We start from the raw sequence: 16,944 nt of genomic DNA, 5'->3' as shown, positions 1-16,944 counted from the left end.
CACATGAGTGAAATTCCGTACCTGGATCCGTCGGGCACGACCGCCGCGGTCATCGTCACGCACAACCGGGTGGAGCTGCTGCGCCACTCGCTGGCGATCGTGGCCGCGCAGACCCACCCGGTCGAGTGGATCATCGTGGTCGACAACGGGGCGGACGACACAGTCAGGGACCTGGTCGCGGAGATCGCCGGTGACCGGGGCGTCTACCTGCCCTCGCGCACCAACCTGGGCGGGGCGGGCGGCTTCGCCTACGGTTTCCTCCACGCCCTGGCCCTGGGCGCGGACGCGATCTGGTGCGCCGACGACGACGGCCGCCCGGCGGACGAGGACACGCTCGCGACCCAGTACCGGGTGGCGGTGGAACGGAAGCTGCACCAGGTCTCCCCCACCGTGTGCAATATCGACGACCCGGGGAAACTCGCGTTCCCGCTGCGCCAGGGTGCGACCTGGCACCGGCGCGTCGAGGAGCTGGCGGGTGATTTCCTGGAGAACTATGCCTCGCTCTTCAATGGCGCCCTGATCAGCGCGAAGGCCACGGAGATCATCGGCGTGCCCGACTACCGCCTGTTCATCCGCGGCGACGAGGTCGAGTACCACCGCCGTCTGAGCAGGTCCGGGTTGCGCTACGGCACGGCGCTGGACGCCTTCTATCTGCACCCGGACGGTTCAGACGAGTTCAAGCCAATTCTGGGCGGACGCATGCACGCCCAGTACCCGGAGGGTGAGTTCAAGCGCTTCTTCACCTACCGCAACCGTGGCTACCTGCTGTCACAGCCGGGCAACCGGAAGCTGGCGCTGCAGGAGATCCCGCGCTTCGGCTGGTTCTTCCTGGTCCAGCGGAGGAATCCGCGGGAGTTCCTGCGCTGGCTGCGTCTCCTGAAAAGGGGCGCCAACGAGGATTTCCGACGGCCCTAGTGCCGTAGGCTGGAGGCCAGATGCACACCTGACCTAAGGCAGTGATGAGCGCATGAGTCGCTTATTCGCACGTGATCAGCTCCGGCACTTCTTTCTCTGGCTCACCTTCTACCTGCTCCTCTCCGTGGCCGCGGTCAACATCGGACTCGCCCTGGGGTGGTCCGTCCAGGCGTCGGCGGCGCCGCCACTGGGTGCCCTGGCCGTCGTCCTGGCCCTCTACCTGTGGCGCACCGGCATCGGGAAGCGGATCGGGCTGGGCGTCCCCGCCGACGTTCCCGCCCGGCGGGTGTGGTTCCACCTCCCGCTTCTTCTCCTGGTGGCCCTGCCGCTCGCCTTCGGGTTCCGCACCGATCTGGCGGCCCCTGTGGTGGGTGCCGTCCTCGCCCACGCCCTGTTCGTGGGGTTCCTCGAGGAGGTACTGTTCCGCGGGATGCTGCTGCAGGCGCTGCTGCAGAAGAACCGGCCGGTCTGGGCCGTAATGGTCAGCGCGCTGACCTTCGGCGTCGGGCATGCATTCAGCCTCCTCATCGGGCAGGGCGCGGAGGACACGGCGCTGCAGATCGTCAACGCCACGGTCGTCGGGCTGATCTTCACCCTGGTGGTGATGGCTACCGGGAACCTGCACGCCGTCATCGTGGCGCATGTCCTCTACAACGCCGTGGCCGCGCTGGCGAGACCGACGGACGGGGTGGTGCATGTGGTCGCGGGCGCTGTGGTCCTGGTCGTCTACGGCGGTTGGCTGCTCTACGGCGCGGGGGTCCGGGACAGGCTGCGAGTGGCCCCGACTAGCTCGGCCGCACGTCCTCGATGATTCGGGTGGGCTTGCGATCCTTGAATACGACGGTGCGCTGGAGCACGAAGTTCGTGACGGTCGCCACACCCTGGGCGATGACGAAGGCTATGGTGTCCTTGACCACTCCTCCGAGGCCGAGGGCCTGCAGGGGGGCGTCGGTCGCCCAGTAGAGGAAGACCTGGATGCCGAGGGTGCTGGCGTAGAGCACGAAGACGGCGACGGCCTTCTTCGGGGTGATCTTCGCCTTGAACGTGTATTTCGAGTTGAGCATGTAGGCGGCCAGGGTGCCGAACACCCAGCCGACGACCTTCGCCAGTTCGCGCTGGACGCCGAAAAACTGCAGCGCCATGGTGGTGCCCCAGTCGATGAGCGCGGTGAACATCCCGATTCCGATGAAGCTGGTGAGCTGTCGTTTCAGGGAGTGGTCGCGGTCGGCCTTGGCTGCGTTGTGAACGGTCACAGCGGCCCAGCCTACCCCGCGGCCCCGCCGGAACCGAGTAGCTGACGGTAAATGTCCAGTCGATCCAATGCCGGGAGCGCCTCCTCGCCGTAGCCGCCGACGCTGGCCAGGATCCGCAGTGAGGCCAGGCAGAGCTCACGGACGTCGTGGCCGGACAGGGCCGTGCCGTCATCGTTGACCCAGCCCAGAGCCTGCATGGTGCCCTCGAGGATGTCGTGGGCGAGGGCCTCATCGGCCAGCGAACCCAGGGCGAGGGCGCAGACCCAGAAGGCGTCGCGGCCGGCGGGGTCCTCCTCCACCGGAAGTTGCGCGAGCGTGTCGCGGACCGACCGGGACAGGCCGGTGTCACGGGCCAGGTCGAGGGCCTGCAGCAGCGGGATGAAGTCGTGGATCTGCGCGCGTTCGATGAGGTCGCTCACCTCGGCCCGGGTGGTGGCGAGGATGGCGTCGGCGGCGGTGTCGCCGGTGAGTTCCCGGTTGATCTCGGTGATGTCGAAGGGCTGCTCGGCGAAGTCGCCGGAGCCGCCGATGCACAACGCCCAGGGGGTGCCGGCGTCGCGGGGCCAGGAGTCGACGGTCTCGACGAGGAACTGCCACAGCCCCCAGTGGACGCCGATGCGGGAGCCGGTGCGGCCGAGGACCTCGGCGATGGTCTTGTCGCTGGGCAGCCGGTGGTTCTCGCCGTGCAGGGTCCAGGGGGCGTGGTGCGGGAGGCGGAAGGCGGTGGCGAGGACGGCGCAGAGATCCTTGAGCGTGAGGGAATCGTCGACGCCGATCTGGCGGTGCGCCTCCGCGTCTGAGCGCACGTGGCTGACGTGGAGGATCACGGTGCGGGGATGCCGGGCGGGGGGTTCCGGAGCCGAGGCCCGGGTGGCGGCACGCCGCGCCCGCACGGCGTCGAGGTCGGTGACCTCAGCCGTGTGACTCGCATCGCTGTCGCGGCGTCCGGAACTCATGGGCCCCAGCGTAACGATTTCCGGATTCCCGGCGCGGGCCTTATCCCAGCGGCAGCGGCCGCTGCTCGGCGCCGAATTCCTCGACGAGGTAGGCGCGGGAGCGGCGCTGGGATTCGATGGCGCGCCAGGCGTCGACGAGCTGGGCGGTGGCCACGGCGTGGGCCCATGCCTCCCCGGCACCCTCCTCACCGTGGTAGCTGTCCAGCAGCGACGCGGGGTCCGGGGTCTCGGGGGCCTCGAAGCGGGGCACGGTCAGAGAGGGCTTGGCTTCCTTGGCGGCCTTGGCCGCCGCGCGCAACCGGGTGAGGTCGGCGACGATGGCCTCATGGATGCGGGTCAGGGCGTCACTGCCGACCGGGAGCTCGACGGCGCCGGTGAGCAGGGTCTCGGTCTGCTCGGCGTCGGCAAGCCAGGCTCCCGAAAGGACGGCGGCGGCGCCGGGGTCGGTCTGGACGTGCCAGATGACCGTGTGTTCGGGTCGGCGGTCAGTGACGGCGAGGATCGGGCGGGACTCAGACATGGGTGCTCCGGCGGTCGGTGTCGTGGTGCTGGCGCTGGGAAACGGCGAAGACGCCGGCGGACGCGAGGGTGCCGAGGAGCAGGTAGGGCTTCTCGACGCCGCCCGCCCGCAGCAGCCCGGCCGCGGAGGAGGCGCCGCGGGCGGCCAATGCCCAGGCGGCGCCGCCGGCTCCGAGCAGCGCCCACGTCCGGGCGACGCTGTCGGCGCCCATTTCCGCGACGAGGCGCGCCGGATCATCGTTGTCCGGGTCCTCGTCGACGTAGTTGGCGAGGGCGGCCGCGGTGACGCCGACGGCGGCGACCCCCAGGCGCGCCAGTGTGCGACGGCCGCGGCCGACCGGGATGACATCGGGCACGGCGATCATCGCGCCGGCAAGTCCGGCCTGGGCGAGCCGACCAGCGAGAGTGTCGTCGAGGGCGTAGTAATCGGTATCTGACGTGGCCATGCCCAGGAGTCTAACGGGCACTGGACTAGCCTGGGAGGCATGCGCAGAAAAGAACAGGACCCCGAGGACGTCCGGCACGGAACCCACATGGCCGCCCAGTTCACCACCGCTCCCCTGAGCGACTTCATGGTGCGGCTCATGGCGCAGGAGCTGCCGCTGCTGGACTCGGTGGACCGCACCCGCGTCTACGAGCTTTTGCGTGAACACCAGGAGTCGGGTGGAGCGACGATCACCACGGAGCAGGAGCTGCCCACTGAGATTCGTGACATCATGGACCTGTATTAGAAGACAGGGTGTCGGACCTCAGACACAAAGGTGACCCGTCGCGAAGCGGGCGACGGGTCGGGGGCGGTGCGCCATCCTAGAAGAGGCCGATGAGGAACACCAGCACGTTGTACAGAATGGTCCCGAGGCCGACGAAGACGGTCAGCAAGAGAGATGACAACATGGCTTCTACTCCTTTCTCCGATTGAGAGCTTTAGGTGTCGATCAAGCGGTGGCCTGCTTGACTGACTTCAATTGTCTCTCATCTGTTGTTCAGACAAAAGGAAAGATCGGCCGCCGGATCATATGTTGACCATAGGGAAACCGCCCCGTTATCAGCGGGCGGGGGATTCACACATAAGAAGCGATAACAATCACAGCGTTAGTTACGTATGATCAGTGACACTCGGAGTATGCTTTTTCAGGACTCCGTCGACCGATTAACCTCGGTCGAGCGCACGCAACCAACAGAGAAATCGGATGATGGAACTTCACACAACTGAGAAATCACTGACCGGCTGGGGACGCACCGCGCCTTCCTCCGCACAGGTGCTGGCCACAGCCGACGTGGACGCCATCAAGGCCGCCGTCGCCCGGGTGGCGGACCAGAACTCCACACTGCCCGAGTCGAAGCGCCGCGGCGTCATCGCCCGGGGCATGGGCCGCTCCTACGGCGACCCGGCCCAGAACGGCGGCGGCCTCGTCATCGACATGCAGCCGCTCAACCGCATCCACTCCATTGACCCGGACACCGCACTGGTCGACGTCGACGGCGGCGTCACCCTCGATCAGCTCATGCGCGCGGCCGTCCCCTACGGCCTGTGGGTTCCGGTCCTGCCGGGCACCCGCCAGGTCACCATCGGCGGCGCCATCGGGCCGGACATCCACGGCAAGAACCACCACACCGCCGGCTCCTTCGGCAACCACGTCGTCTCCATGGAGCTGCTCGTCGCCGACGGCCGCGTCCTGCACCTGGAGCCGAACGGTTCCACGGACGACCCCTCGGGCGAGCTGTTCTGGGCCACCGTCGGCGGCATGGGCCTGACCGGCATCATCCTGCGCGCGGTCATCAAGATGACGAAGGTCGAGACGGCCTACTTCATCTCCGACACGGTGCGCACCAACAACCTCGACGAGACCGTCGCCGAGCACTCCAACGGCGCCGAGGAGAACTACGAGTACTCCTCCGCCTGGTTCGACGCGATCCGCCCGGAGCCGCACCTGGGCCGCGCCACCATTTCCCGTGGTTCCATGGCCACCCTGGCCCAGCTGGAGGAGTTCGCCCCGAAGCTGGCCAAGGACCCGCTGAAGTTCTCCGCCCCGCAGCTGATGACGGTGCCGGACATCTTCCCGTCGTTCACGATCAACAAATACACCCTGATGGCCATCGGTGAGCTGTACTACGCGATGGGCGCGGACTCGAAGAACGACATCAAGAACCTCACCCAGTTCTACCAGCCGCTCGACATGATCGGCGAGTGGAACCGCGGCTACGGCCCAGCCGGCTTCCTGCAGTACCAGTTCGTCGTCCCGACCGAGGCCGTCGAGCCGTTCAAGGACATCATCCGCGACATCCAGGCCTCCGGCCACTACTCGGCGCTGAACGTGTTCAAGCTCTTCGGCGAGGGCAACAAGGCGCCGCTGTCCTACCCGATGAAGGGCTGGAACGTCTGCGTCGACTTCCCGATCCGCAAGGGCCTGCACGCCTTCCTCGACGAGCTGGACAAGCGCGTCATGGAGTTCGGCGGCCGTCTGTACCTGGCCAAGGAGTCCCGCACCTCCGCCGAGAACTTCCACACCATGTACCCGGGCATGGAAGGCTGGCTGAAGACCCGCAACGAGATCGACCCGACCGGCGTCTTCGCCTCCGACATGTCCCGTCGACTGGAACTGCACTAAAGGAGAAACACGGAAAATGCTTAACGCAGTAGGACAGGCACAGAACATCCTCCTTCTCGGCGGTTCGTCGGAGATCGGCCTCGGCATCGTCAAGGAGTTCCTCTCCCGCGGCGCCGCCCGCGTCATCCTGGCCGGCCGTATTAAGGAGGACCACCTCGACGCCGCCGCAGAGGAGGTCCGGTCCGCCGGCGCCAGCGCGGTCGAGCTCGTCGAGTTCGACGCCCTGGACACCGATTCGCACCCGGCCGTCATCGAGAAGGCCGCGTCCTTCGGTGACATCGACGTCGCCATCGTCGCCTTCGGCGTGATGGGCGACCAGGAGAAGATCTGGCAGGACCACAAGATGGCCGTCGTCTCCTCCGAGATCAACTACACCGCGTACGTCTCCTTCGGCGTGCTGCTCGGTGAGCAGCTGAAGTCCCAGGGCCACGGCCACATCGTCGCCATGAGCTCGGTGGCGGGCCAGAAGATCCGCCGTTCCAACTTCACCTACGGATCCGCCAAGGCCGGCGTCGACGGTTTCTACACCCAGCTGGGCGTCGCCCTCGAGGATCACGGCGTCAACGTGCTGGTCGTGCGCCCGGGACAGGTCCGCACGAAGCTCTCGGCGCACGTCAAGGAGGCGCCGTTCACGGTGGACGTGCCGGAGGTCGGCGAGGCTGTCGTCGATGCGGTCGTCAAGCGCAAGAAGTACCTCTACGTGCACCCGATCTTCGAGCTGGTGACGCTGGTTCTGCAGCATATCCCGGCTCCGATCATGAAGCGCCTGCCGATTTAACACACCTTCCGCCACATCCGCACCACCGTCCCCGGCCTGCCCGCTCGGGACGGTGGTGTGCTTTGTGGGAGACTGTCCACCATGAGCACAGCCGCCCCGACCCAGTCCCACGGCCCGAGTCCCCGCCCCGACCCGATCCCGCTGGAGGCTCCCCGCCCCGCGGCCGTCCAGTCCTACACCTCGGATCTGCCCTCGTACCGGGCGACCTCGCTGGGCGTGATCGCCGCCTGGGCCGGCGCCTTCGTCCTCTCGCTGGCGGCCTGGCTGGCGCTGAAGCAGACCAGCCTGCCGGCGTTCAACACGTCGATGGTCAGCCGCGCCGTGGCCACCACCGGCACGGTCATCATCCTCGTGCTGGTGGGCGCCTTGTGCTGGCTGTGGCTGCGCGACGAGCATCACGCCAACGAGAGGTTTCAGCGCCTGCTCGCCGACGCCGAGGACCCGGCCACCCTCACCCAGCCGCCGATCTCGCGCCCCCGGTGGCGGGTGTGGCTGACGCACGCCGTCTGCTACATGGCGCCGGCCGGTCTGGTGGTGACGTCCCTGGCCGTCCCCCTGTCGGCGACGACGCTTTATCTCGACGGCATCCAGGTGGATCAGGGCTTCCGCTCGCAGTTCCTCACCCGCATGGGCGACACCTGGCTGAACCAGGACATGAACTACTGGGACATGCCGTCCTACTACCCGCTCGGGTGGTTCTGGCTGGGCGGACGGCTGGCGACCCTGCTGGGCATGCCCGGCTGGGAGGTCTACCAGCCGTGGGCGATCATCTCCATGGGGATGGTCGGCGCGATGCTCGTCCCGATCTGGCAGCGTCTGACCGGCTCCCTTCCGGTGGCCACCGCGATCGCCCTGGTCACCGTCAGCGTGACGCTGGTGATGTGCGCCGACGAGCCCTACGGCGCGATCGTCGCGATGCTCGTCCCGGCCGCCACCGTCCTCGGGCGCCGGGCGCTGCTCGGCTCCTGGTGGGCCGCCGCCGGACTCACCCTCATCCTGGGCGTCTCCGCCACCTTCTACACGCTCTACACGGGCGTGGTGGCGCTGACCGTGACGGTGACCGCGATCATCTTCGCCGCCGCCGTCGTCCGCCGGGTCAAGCCCATCCTCCGGCTCGTCATCGTCGGGGTGGGCTCCATCCTCATCGCGTTGATCACCTGGGGTCCCTACCTCCGGCAGGTCCTCAGCGGCGCACCGACCTCCTCGGTGGCGATGAACTTCCTGCCGGAGGAGGGCACCCAGCTGCCGGTGCCCTTCCTGGCCCCGAGCGTCATCGGTCTGCTCTGCCTCATCGGCCTGGTCTACCTCGTGGTCCGCGCCACGGACCTGGACGTGCGGGTGATGGGCATCGCCACCATCGGTTTCTACCTCTGGTCCGTCCTGTCGATGGTCTTCACCCTGGCCGGCACCACCCTGCTCGGCTTCCGCATCGACGCGCTCATCGTCCTGCAGCTGGCCACCGCCGGCGTGCTGGGGCTGGCGGAGCTGCGCCTGATGGGGGTGCACCGCCTTTACCCGGACTCAGTCACCCCGGCCACCAGCCGCAGGATCACGGCCGTGGGCATGATCATCATGATGCTGGCGGGTCTCCACTACGCGCAGCAGATTCCCGCCCGCCTGCAGGCCTCCATTTCCCAGGCCTACGCGGACACCGACGGTTACGGCGTCCGGGCCGACCAGTTCCCGCCGGACACCGCCCAGTATTACCCGGCCATCAACGAGGAGATCGCCTCCCACGGCCGCACCCCCAACGACACCGTGGTCGTCACCGACGAGACGCGTCTGCTCTCCTACACCCCGTACTACGGCTTCAACGCGCACACGGCCCACTACGCCAACCCGCTCGGCGAGTTCGGTCCCCGCAACGAGCAGCTGCGCGAGTGGGCCGAGCGCTCCTACACCGATCTCACCGATCCGGAGGACTTCGCCGCCGCGCTCGACGACACGAAGTGGCGCGGCCCGGACGTGTTCATCTTCCGCGGCACCCTCGACGAGGACGCCACCGAGTGGAAGACGCACGTCGCCGAGGACATCTACCCCTCGCAGCCGAACGTCCGTTACGTGGGCCTGGTGTACAACCCGGAGGTCTTCCGCGACGAGGCCCTGTGGCACCTCGAGGAGATCGGGCCGTACGTCGTGGCGACCCGCAACGAATAGACGCGGTGTCGGGCTACTGGACTAGGATTCGGATGCGTGTCTACCGCCGTCTCTGAAAACACCTCCCCGACCCGTGTCAGCGGGTGGGCGAAGAACCTGGCGATCGTCTCCGGTCTCCTCGCGTTCCTCTGCTTCGCCCTGACCCCGCTGCTGCCGGTCAACCAGACGCAGTCCTCCTTCAGCTGGCCCCAGAACGACTCACTGAACTCGGTCAACGCCCCGCTGATTTCGCTGGCGCCCGAGAAGTTCGGGGCGTCGGTCCCGCTCAGCGCGCTGGGGATGCTCAACGACGGCGAAACGATGCTGCTGGGCACGCTCCCGGCGGACAGTCCGCAGGCCACCGACCGCGGCCTCTTCGTGCGTGGCGCGGAGGATGAGGGCCTCGACGTCATCGCGTTGAGCGAGGTCATCTTCGACGTCACCGCCGAGGAACTCGCGGATCTGGAGGAGGACGCGGTCCTGGAGATCTCGCTCTCCGGCGACGGCGCCGAGATCTCCATCCCGGGCACCGACCTCGCCGAATCCACGGAGGAGGACTACCGCCCGCAGCTGACGGGCGTGTACACCGAGATCGCCGACACCGCGGACAACCAGCGGGAGCTCGCGGCGGCCGGGCTCTCCGCGGACGTCGAGATCAACTCCCGCTTCACCTCGACCCCGACCACCCTCAAGCTGATCACCATGTGGGCCGGCGCGGTCCTCATGCTCGTCTCACTGTTCGCGCTGCGGAGAATGGACCGGGGCGACGGCAGGCGGATCCCGTTCCTCAACGCCCGCTGGCGCAGCTTCCGGCCTCTCGACGCGCTCGTCAGCGCGGTGCTGGTCTTCTGGTACGTCTTCGGCGCCAACACCTCCGACGACGGTTTCACCACGACCATGGCCCGGGTCTCCGAGCACGCGGGCTACATGGCCAACTACTACCGCTGGTACGGCGTCCCGGAATCCCCCTTCGGCTCCCCCTACTACGATCTGCTCGCGCTGTTGAGCTCCGTCTCGGCGGCGTCGATCTGGATGCGTCTGCCCTCGCTGGTCTCGGGTCTGCTGATCTGGTGGATACTCTCTCGGGAGATCATTCCGCGCTTCGGTCCGGCCGTGGCGGGCCGCCGCGTCGCGTACTGGACCGCCGCGATGATCTTCCTGGCGTTCTGGCTGCCCTACAACAACGGCACCCGCCCGGAGCCGCTGGTGGCCCTCGGCGCGATCGCCGCGTGGGCGCTGTTCGAGCGCGCGATCGAGTTCCGCCGGCTCTTCCCGGCCGCCCTCGGCACCATCATCGCCGCCATGACCCTGACCGTCGGGCCTACCGGCCTGCTCGCCGTCGGTGCGTTCCTCGTGGCGCTGCCTTACCTCTTCCGCATCCTGGGGGAGCGGCTGAGCCTGTATGAGGGGCCGCGCTGGCAGGCGTCGGCAAGCATGCTCGCCCCCTTCCTGGCGGGCGGCACCTTCGTGATGGTGCCGGTGTTCGCGGATCAGACGCTGATGGCCGTGCTGGAGTCGACGCGCGTGCGTGGACTGGTCGGGCCGGCACTGGACTGGTACTCGGAGTACGTCCGCTACGCGACGCTCTTCCAGCAGACCGTGGACGGTTCGCTCACGCGCCGTTTCGCGGTGCTCGCGATGCTGGCCTCCATCATCCTCATCGTCTTCGCGCTCATCCGCTGGCGCGAGGTGCCGGGCGTGGCGAAGGGCCCGACCGTCCGACTGATGATCATCATCGGGCTGTCCTTCTTCTTCCTCATGTTCACCCCGACGAAGTGGACCCACCACTTCGGCATCTACGCGGGCCTGGCCGGGGCGCTGGGCGCGCTGGCCGCCGTGGTACTCAGCCGCATCGCGCTGCAGTCGCCCCGCGCCCGCACCTTCACCTGGGCGGGCACGATCTTCATGCTGGCGCTGACCTTCGCCGGCTGGAACGCCTGGTGGTACGTCTCCTCCTTCGGCGTGCCCTGGTGGGACAAGACTCCGCAATTCAAGGGCGTGGAGTTCTCCACCATCATCCTGGTCATCGCCATGGTCGTGCTGGTCGTCGGCCTGTGGCAGTCCATGCGCCACGACCGCGCCAAGCGCAGCGCCCGCGAGGCCGGCACCCTGGACCAGTTCCGGGAGGGGTCCGTGCTGGCCACCACCCGATGGAACGGGCTGGCCGCCGCTCCCCTGGCGATCGCGGCGGCGCTGGTCGTGCTCTCCGCAGTGCTCTCCTTCACCAAGGCGACGATCGACCAGTACCCGGCGTACAGCGTCGGCCTGGGCAACCTGCGCTCGCTGGCGGGCAACACCTGCTCCCTGGCCAACGAGGCCATGATCGAAACCAACACCAACGACTCCTTCCTCACCCCGGTCGACCCGGACGTGGAGCTGGGCGAGTCGCTGGAGGCCGGTGAACTCCGGGGCTTCGATCCCCGGGGCATCCCCGACTACATCGCGCCGCGCACGCAGATCGACGGCACCACCGGCGCGATGGGCGGCACCGGCGAGGACGCCGGCACCGTCGCCGACGCCACCGCCGGCGACGCTGGCGCGACCACCGGCGAGGAGGCCGCCGCCACTGACTCCTCCAACGCCTCGGACTCCTCGGACGCCCCGGGCACCGGGACCGACGCCGAGGAGCAGGACACTGCGGACACCGCCGTGCGGGAGACCACCGGGACGGCGACCTCGGCCGACGTGTCGGGGGGCGTGCGCTCCGACTCCGAGGCCGGCGTCAACGGATCCACCTCCGAGCTGCCCTTCGATCTGGACTACACGAAGGTCCCCGTGCTCGGCTCCTGGACCCCCGACAGCCAGTTCGCCGCCGAGGTGGAGACCGCCTGGTTCGGCCTGCCCGAGGCCACCGAGGAGGCGCCGCTCATCGTCGTGTCCGTGGCCGGCAGGATCGCGCACCACGACCAGAACGGCGTCGCCCAGCCGGGGGAAAAGCTGTTGCTGGAGTACGGCAGGACGGAGGGGACGGACGTCGAAAAGCTCGGCGAGACCGAGATGATGGACATCGGCCCCGACCCGACCTGGCGCAACCTGCGTCTGCCCCTGGAGAACCTGCCGGCAGAAGCCGACGCGGTCCGCATCGTCGCCGAGGACACCTCCCTGGATCCGCAGGACTGGATCGCCTTCACCCCGCCGCGCGCGCCGGAGCTGGCGCCGCTGGGCACGACGGTCTCCATGGACACCCCGGCCCTGCTGGACTGGTCCGTCGCGCTGCAGTTCCCGTGCCAGCGCTCCTTCGACCACTGGGCGGGCGTCACGGAGATTCCGCAGTACCGCATCTCCCCGGATCACCCGGGCAAGGCCGCGCTCACCGGTTTCATGGACTTCCTGGGCGGCGGTTCGATGGCCACCGTCCAGGCCGTCAACACCGCGACCGAGATCCCGAGCTACACCCGGGACGACTGGCACCGCGACTGGGGCTCCGTCCAGTCCTACGAGTTGCGCACCAACTCCCAGGGCGTGGCGCCGGACCTGGCGCGCATCGACGAGGAGAACATCGTCCGTTCCGGCCTGTGGCATGAGTCGGACATGAAGATCCGCGAGATCGAAGGCTAGATGGCGCGGAAACCCCGCGCAGGAAAACGCCGCGTCGAGGGAGTCTGGCAGGTCGACTCCGGCACCGCGCGGGTGCTCGCGGATCCCGCCCGTGACGGCGCGTACGTTCTCGAGGTCAACGACGTGCCCAGCTCGCACGTGGTGCTCGGCGCGCCCCGGGTGCTGGAGTTCGAGTACATGCAGTGGATCGCCGCTCTGCTGCGGCCGCTGCCGCTCGCCGACGCCCACATCGTCCATCTCGGCGGCGCCGCCTGCTCCCTGGCACGTTGGGCGGCCGACGTGTGGCCCTCCTCGCGCAACACGGTCGTCGAGATCGACGGGGCACTGTCGAGGCTGGTCCGGGAGGTCTTCGATATTCCGGCGTCGGTGCGCTCCGTCGTCGGGGAGGCGCGGACCATCACGCACTCCTTGGCCGAAGGTTCCGTCGACGTCCTCATCCGCGACGTCTTCGCCGGCCCGGTCACCCCGCACCACCTGACCACGGTGGAGTATTTCCGGGCCTGCCGACGCGTGCTCGTCCCCGGCGGCCTCTACCTGGCCAACTGCGGGGACAGGGGGGACTGCCGACGGCCCGGGCGGAGCTGGCGGGTCTGACGGAAGTGTTCGCGCACGTCGCGGCCGTCGGCCCCGAGGAGATGCTGGGCGGGCGCGCCTACGGCAACATTCTTCTGCTGGCCTCGGATTCACCGCTGCCTACGCTGTCGGGGGTGCCGGTGCTCATGCGGGCGGCAGCCGCGCTTCCCCCCGGTAGGGCCCGGCGCGACGGCAACTGAGCCAGCGAGGTCAACGGCGTCTCCGTGGCCACGTAGGAGTGGTCGGCCCGGGCGAGTCGCCAGGCCCGGATGACCAGCCAGATGAACACCGCGTACATCACCACGGAGATGAGGACCACGCGCACGAGGGCCCAGGCCTCACCGCCGCCCAGGTAATTCCAGCCGAAGTGCAGCGCGAACGCGACGCCGAGCCAGCCGAGCGCAACGCCCGCCCGCCAGGGCAGGCTCCGCCCGGCGGTGAAGAGCGCCTGGCCCAGTCCCCAACCGGCGAAGGCGGTCCAGATGACGTGCATGAACGCCCCGGCCACCAGGCGCAGTCCCCAGGTCTGGAGCGCGCCGAGAAGGTCGGAATTCACGTGCAGCGTCGCCAGGGAGGCGCCGTAGAGGATGTTTTCGATGACTTCGAAGCCCAGGCCGACCAGCGCGCCGGTGGCGAGGCCGTGCCAGGGGCGGTTGAGGCGTCGAAAAGCGAGCAGGATGACGGCCACGCCGACGCCCTTGCCGATCTCCTCCGGGTACGCCCCGCCGAAGGAGGCGAGGGAGTCCTCCCAGTTCATGGCGATGGCCAGGTCGATCCAGGGCAGGCCTGCGATGCCGGCGGCCAGCATGCCGACGCTGGCTCCCCAGCTCAGGCTCGCGATCACCCACCAGCCGGTGACGCCCGGCGGCCAGAAGGGTGTCGCGCGCAGCAGCAGGACGGTCACCACGGTGTAGGCGATGCCCAGGACCACGCCGGCGGCGCCGCCGACCGGGGAGACGAGGAACGCGCCGATGAGGCTGGCCAGCATCGCCGGCAGCCCCAGGACGACGGCGATGATCAGCGTCCACGTCATAAGCCTGCTCACAGCTGCTCCACCTCCCGGAGACGTTCCAGCAGCTCGTCGACGCTCGCCGGGGGCAGCTGGCCGTCGCGGAACTCGAGCCTGGCGGCGACGGGCAGTCCCTGCCCGGTCATCGCCCGGAAGATCTCGTCGGAGATCGCCGGCACGTCGCCACTGCCGGAGGCGACGGCGAAGATCTGCTCACCCTCGTTCTCGCCGGTGCCCTGCACGGACATGCCGATGACGCCGTTGGCGGCGTCGACAAGCACGCGCGCCTCCCCCACGGTGGTGACCGCGGCGCGCGGGATGGGCGTGTACGCCAGGGCGCGGACCATGCGCCGCAGGTTCTGGTTGGGGTCCTGGGTGGTCGGCTGGGTGATGGTTTCCAGGGCCACGCCCCCACAGTCCCATCCGGCGCCGGTGGCAGCGAGCAGGTGGGCCTCGCAGGTCAGGTCCGTCTCGATCTCCCAGTCCCCCGTGCCGAGCACGACCGGCTCCCGCTCCGGCTCGACCGGGGGCACGAATAACCACACGATCGCCGGCAGCAGCAGCACCGCGAGAGTGACGCCGACCGTCGCCCACCAGACCCGGCCGGTGCGCGCGGGCTGCAGCTGATATGTCGCCATGGTTGACAGCCTAATCGCAGGTCGTGGGCGTGCGCCGTCTGCCGGCGGTCCCTGCACCTAAAGTGGGTGCCATGAACGATCTTTACTCCTATGTCAATGGCCCCTGGCTGCAGACTCACACGATTCCCGCCGACCGCGGCGTCGACGGGACTTTCCACAAGCTCCGCGACGACGCCGAGGCCGACGTCCACGCCATCGTCGAGGAGGACACCGGCCGCGCCGGCACGCTCTTCGCCTCTTTCATGGACGTCGAGGGCGTCAACGCCGCCGGTATCGGGGTCCTCGATCCGGATCTGGACCTGCTCGAGGTGTCCACCGCCGGGGAGTTCGCGGGCAACCTCGGTGAACTCGAGCGCCGGGGCGTCAGCGCGCCGGTCTCCTTCTGGGTGGAAAAGGACTCCGGGTCCGAGGACGCCGTAGCCTACCTGGTCCAATCCGGTCTCGGGCTACCCGACGAGGCCTACTACCGCGAGGACGCACACGCCGAGACACGCGTGGCCTACCAGGAGCACGTCGCAGCGATGCTGGAGTTCATCGATCCCGCCCGCCTCGGGGGTCTCTCCCCGGCCGCGGCCGCCGAGCGCATCATGGCCCTGGAGACCGAGCTCGCCGCCGGCCACTGGGACGTCGTCGCCGCCCGCGACGCCGTCAAAACCTACAATCCGACCGAGGTGTCGACCCTGCCCGGCGCGGTCCACACCCTCATCACCGCCGCCGGCGTCCCCGACGGCACCGCCGTCGTCATGATGCCGAGCTACGTCTCCCACCTCGCCGGCATGCTTGTCGACGCCCGCCTGCCCGACTGGAAGCTCTGGGGAGTCTGGCACGTGCTCCGCTCCCGCGCGGGAGTTCTACCAGAGGAGGTCGGCGAGAAAAACTTCGAGTTCTACGGCACCCGCCTGTCCGGCGCGACGGTCCAGCGGGACCGGTGGAAGCGCGGCGTCTCCCTGGTCGAGAGCCTGGTCGGCGAGGAGGTCGGCAAGATCTTCGTCCAGCGCCACTTCCCGCCCTCCTCCAAGGACGACATGCTCGAGCTGGTCAGTTACCTGACCCGCGCCTACGAGAAGCGCATCGCGGCCCTGCCCTGGATGACGGCGGAAACCAAGGAGCGCGCCCTGGAGAAGCTGGGCCGCTTCAAGGCCAAGATCGGCTACCCGGACACGTGGCGCTCCTACGAGGGCCTCACCTTCGGCGCGACCGGCGCCGACCTGCTGAGCAACGTCCGGGCGGGCAGCGCCTTCCTGCACGACTACGAGCTGGCCAAGATCGGCAAGCCCGCCGACCGCGACGAGTGGGTCACCACCCCGCAGACCGTCAACGCCTTCTACAACCCGGTCGTCAACGACATCACCTTCCCGGCCGCCATTCTGCGCTCCCCCTTCTACTCTCCGGAGGCCACCGCCGCCGAGAACTTCGGCGGCATCGGCGCCGTCATCGGCCACGAGATCGGCCACGGCTTCGACGACCAGGGCTCCCAGTACGACGGCCACGGCAACCTCAACTCCTGGTGGACCGACGAGGACCGCGCCGCCTTCACCGAGCTGACCGACCAGCTGGTCACCCAGTTCAACGGTCTCGTCCCGCGGGTGCTGCAGGACACCGAGACTGAGGGCGTCAACGGCAAGTTCACCCTCGGCGAGAACATCGGCGACCTGGGTGGCCTGGGCATCGCCGTGGTCGCCTACCAGATGTGGGTGGAAGAGCACGGCGAGGAGGAGCCAGGCGTGTTTGAGGCCGAGGGCGCCGATCCTGCGCTGACCAGCCGGGAGTTCACCGGCCTGCAGCGGCTCTTCCTCTCCTGGGCCCGTGTGTGGCGTACCGCCATCCGCCCGCAGATGCAGCAGCAGTACCTGGCGATTGACCCGCACTCCCCCGCCGAGTTCCGCTGCAACCAGATCGTCGCCAACATCGACGAGTTCTACGAGGCCTTCCCTGAATTCGACCCCTCGTCCACCATGTGGATTGAGCCGAAGGAGCGCGTGAACATCTGGTAGTTCCGG

15 protein-coding genes are annotated in these 16,944 nt (G+C 68.6%); 9 read left to right on the top strand and 6 right to left on the bottom strand.

Annotation, left to right across the window (positions count from 1 at the left end; translation table 11 throughout):
• The first annotated feature begins 3 nt into the window (after positions 1-3).
• On the top strand, positions 4-915 hold the full coding sequence (gene glfT1 / locus CGUA_RS00770; protein ID WP_290196735.1) for a galactofuranosyltransferase GlfT1: 912 nt from the start codon (positions 4-6) through the stop codon (positions 913-915).
• Between the two features lie 52 nt (positions 916-967).
• A complete protein-coding gene (locus CGUA_RS00765) occupies positions 968-1,726 on the top strand; it encodes a CPBP family intramembrane glutamic endopeptidase (protein ID WP_290196733.1) in 759 nt (252 codons plus the stop codon).
• Here CGUA_RS00765 and CGUA_RS00760 read toward each other — a convergent pair.
• The 4 genes from CGUA_RS00760 to CGUA_RS00745 are packed head-to-tail and all read right to left on the bottom strand — an operon-like array spanning position 1,701 to position 4,089.
• Positions 1,701-2,168 carry a GtrA family protein gene (locus tag CGUA_RS00760; RefSeq protein ID WP_290196731.1) on the bottom strand — a complete coding sequence of 156 codons (468 nt, stop codon included), beginning with the start codon at positions 2,166-2,168 and terminating at the stop codon, positions 1,701-1,703. The two genes, CGUA_RS00765 and CGUA_RS00760, sit on opposite strands and share 26 nt — an antisense overlap.
• 11 nt (positions 2,169-2,179) lie before the next feature.
• Positions 2,180-3,124: a hypothetical protein gene (locus CGUA_RS00755; protein ID WP_290196730.1), complete on the bottom strand. Its 945-nt coding sequence runs from the start codon at positions 3,122-3,124 to the stop codon at positions 2,180-2,182.
• Positions 3,125-3,164: 40 nt separating this feature from the next.
• Positions 3,165-3,644, bottom strand: coding sequence for a hypothetical protein (locus tag CGUA_RS00750; RefSeq protein ID WP_290196728.1), 480 nt, complete (start codon positions 3,642-3,644; stop codon positions 3,165-3,167).
• Entirely contained in the window at positions 3,637-4,089 is a 453-nt protein-coding gene (locus CGUA_RS00745) for a hypothetical protein (protein ID WP_290196726.1), read from the bottom strand. Before CGUA_RS00745 ends, CGUA_RS00750 begins: the two co-directional genes overlap by 8 nt.
• Positions 4,090-4,128: 39 nt before the next feature.
• Here CGUA_RS00745 and CGUA_RS00740 point away from each other — a divergent pair, with 39 nt between their 5' ends.
• From CGUA_RS00740 to CGUA_RS00715, 6 genes are all read left to right on the top strand, one after another.
• Positions 4,129-4,374: a hypothetical protein gene (locus CGUA_RS00740; RefSeq protein WP_290196724.1), complete on the top strand. Its 246-nt coding sequence runs from the start codon at positions 4,129-4,131 to the stop codon at positions 4,372-4,374.
• A 462-nt stretch (positions 4,375-4,836) separates the two neighbouring features.
• A complete protein-coding gene (gene dprE1 / locus CGUA_RS00735) occupies positions 4,837-6,252 on the top strand; it encodes a decaprenylphosphoryl-beta-D-ribose oxidase (protein WP_290196722.1) in 1,416 nt (471 codons plus the stop codon).
• A 16-nt stretch (positions 6,253-6,268) separates the two neighbouring features.
• Complete coding sequence (gene dprE2 / locus CGUA_RS00730; protein WP_290196719.1) at positions 6,269-7,030, top strand: decaprenylphospho-beta-D-erythro-pentofuranosid-2-ulose 2-reductase; 762 nt, start codon at positions 6,269-6,271, stop codon at positions 7,028-7,030.
• Positions 7,031-7,111: 81 nt separating this feature from the next.
• Positions 7,112-9,187, top strand: coding sequence for a galactan 5-O-arabinofuranosyltransferase (locus CGUA_RS00725; RefSeq protein WP_290196716.1), 2,076 nt, complete (start codon positions 7,112-7,114; stop codon positions 9,185-9,187).
• Positions 9,188-9,223: 36 nt separating this feature from the next.
• A complete protein-coding gene (locus CGUA_RS00720) occupies positions 9,224-12,724 on the top strand; it encodes an arabinosyltransferase domain-containing protein (protein ID WP_290196714.1) in 3,501 nt (1,166 codons plus the stop codon).
• Positions 12,725-13,318 carry a spermidine synthase gene (locus tag CGUA_RS00715; RefSeq protein WP_290196712.1) on the top strand — a complete coding sequence of 198 codons (594 nt, stop codon included), beginning with the start codon at positions 12,725-12,727 and terminating at the stop codon, positions 13,316-13,318. It abuts the gene before it with no gap.
• A gap of 58 nt (positions 13,319-13,376) precedes the next feature.
• Here the strand turns inward: CGUA_RS00715 and CGUA_RS00710 are convergent, their stop codons facing one another.
• Both CGUA_RS00710 and CGUA_RS00705 read right to left on the bottom strand, forming a co-directional pair.
• Positions 13,377-14,342: a PrsW family intramembrane metalloprotease gene (locus CGUA_RS00710; protein WP_290196710.1), complete on the bottom strand. Its 966-nt coding sequence runs from the start codon at positions 14,340-14,342 to the stop codon at positions 13,377-13,379.
• Entirely contained in the window at positions 14,339-14,944 is a 606-nt protein-coding gene (locus CGUA_RS00705; RefSeq protein ID WP_290196708.1) for a hypothetical protein, read from the bottom strand. Before CGUA_RS00705 ends, CGUA_RS00710 begins: the two co-directional genes overlap by 4 nt.
• Positions 14,945-15,015: 71 nt before the next feature.
• Here CGUA_RS00705 and CGUA_RS00700 point away from each other — a divergent pair, with 71 nt between their 5' ends.
• Entirely contained in the window at positions 15,016-16,938 is a 1,923-nt protein-coding gene (locus tag CGUA_RS00700; protein WP_290196706.1) for a M13 family metallopeptidase, read from the top strand.
• The last annotated feature ends 6 nt before the right edge of the window (positions 16,939-16,944 follow it).

Source organism: Corynebacterium guangdongense, assembly GCF_030408915.1.
Lineage (GTDB): Bacteria > Actinomycetota > Actinomycetes > Mycobacteriales > Mycobacteriaceae > Corynebacterium > Corynebacterium guangdongense.
This window is presented reverse-complemented; position numbering and strand designations above follow the sequence as displayed.

Coding starts and splice junctions, on each gene's coding strand:
- glfT1 (WP_290196735.1), top strand. CDS start 4: ATGAGTGAAATTCCGTACCTGGATCCGTCGGGCACGACCGCCGCGGTC.
- CGUA_RS00765 (WP_290196733.1), top strand. CDS start 968: ATGAGTCGCTTATTCGCACGTGATCAGCTCCGGCACTTCTTTCTCTGG.
- CGUA_RS00755 (WP_290196730.1), bottom strand. CDS start 3,124: ATGAGTTCCGGACGCCGCGACAGCGATGCGAGTCACACGGCTGAGGTC.
- CGUA_RS00750 (WP_290196728.1), bottom strand. CDS start 3,644: ATGTCTGAGTCCCGCCCGATCCTCGCCGTCACTGACCGCCGACCCGAA.
- CGUA_RS00745 (WP_290196726.1), bottom strand. CDS start 4,089: ATGGCCACGTCAGATACCGATTACTACGCCCTCGACGACACTCTCGCT.
- CGUA_RS00740 (WP_290196724.1), top strand. CDS start 4,129: ATGCGCAGAAAAGAACAGGACCCCGAGGACGTCCGGCACGGAACCCAC.
- dprE1 (WP_290196722.1), top strand. CDS start 4,837: ATGGAACTTCACACAACTGAGAAATCACTGACCGGCTGGGGACGCACC.
- dprE2 (WP_290196719.1), top strand. CDS start 6,269: ATGCTTAACGCAGTAGGACAGGCACAGAACATCCTCCTTCTCGGCGGT.
- CGUA_RS00725 (WP_290196716.1), top strand. CDS start 7,112: ATGAGCACAGCCGCCCCGACCCAGTCCCACGGCCCGAGTCCCCGCCCC.
- CGUA_RS00715 (WP_290196712.1), top strand. CDS start 12,725: ATGGCGCGGAAACCCCGCGCAGGAAAACGCCGCGTCGAGGGAGTCTGG.
- CGUA_RS00705 (WP_290196708.1), bottom strand. CDS start 14,944: ATGGCGACATATCAGCTGCAGCCCGCGCGCACCGGCCGGGTCTGGTGG.
- CGUA_RS00700 (WP_290196706.1), top strand. CDS start 15,016: ATGAACGATCTTTACTCCTATGTCAATGGCCCCTGGCTGCAGACTCAC.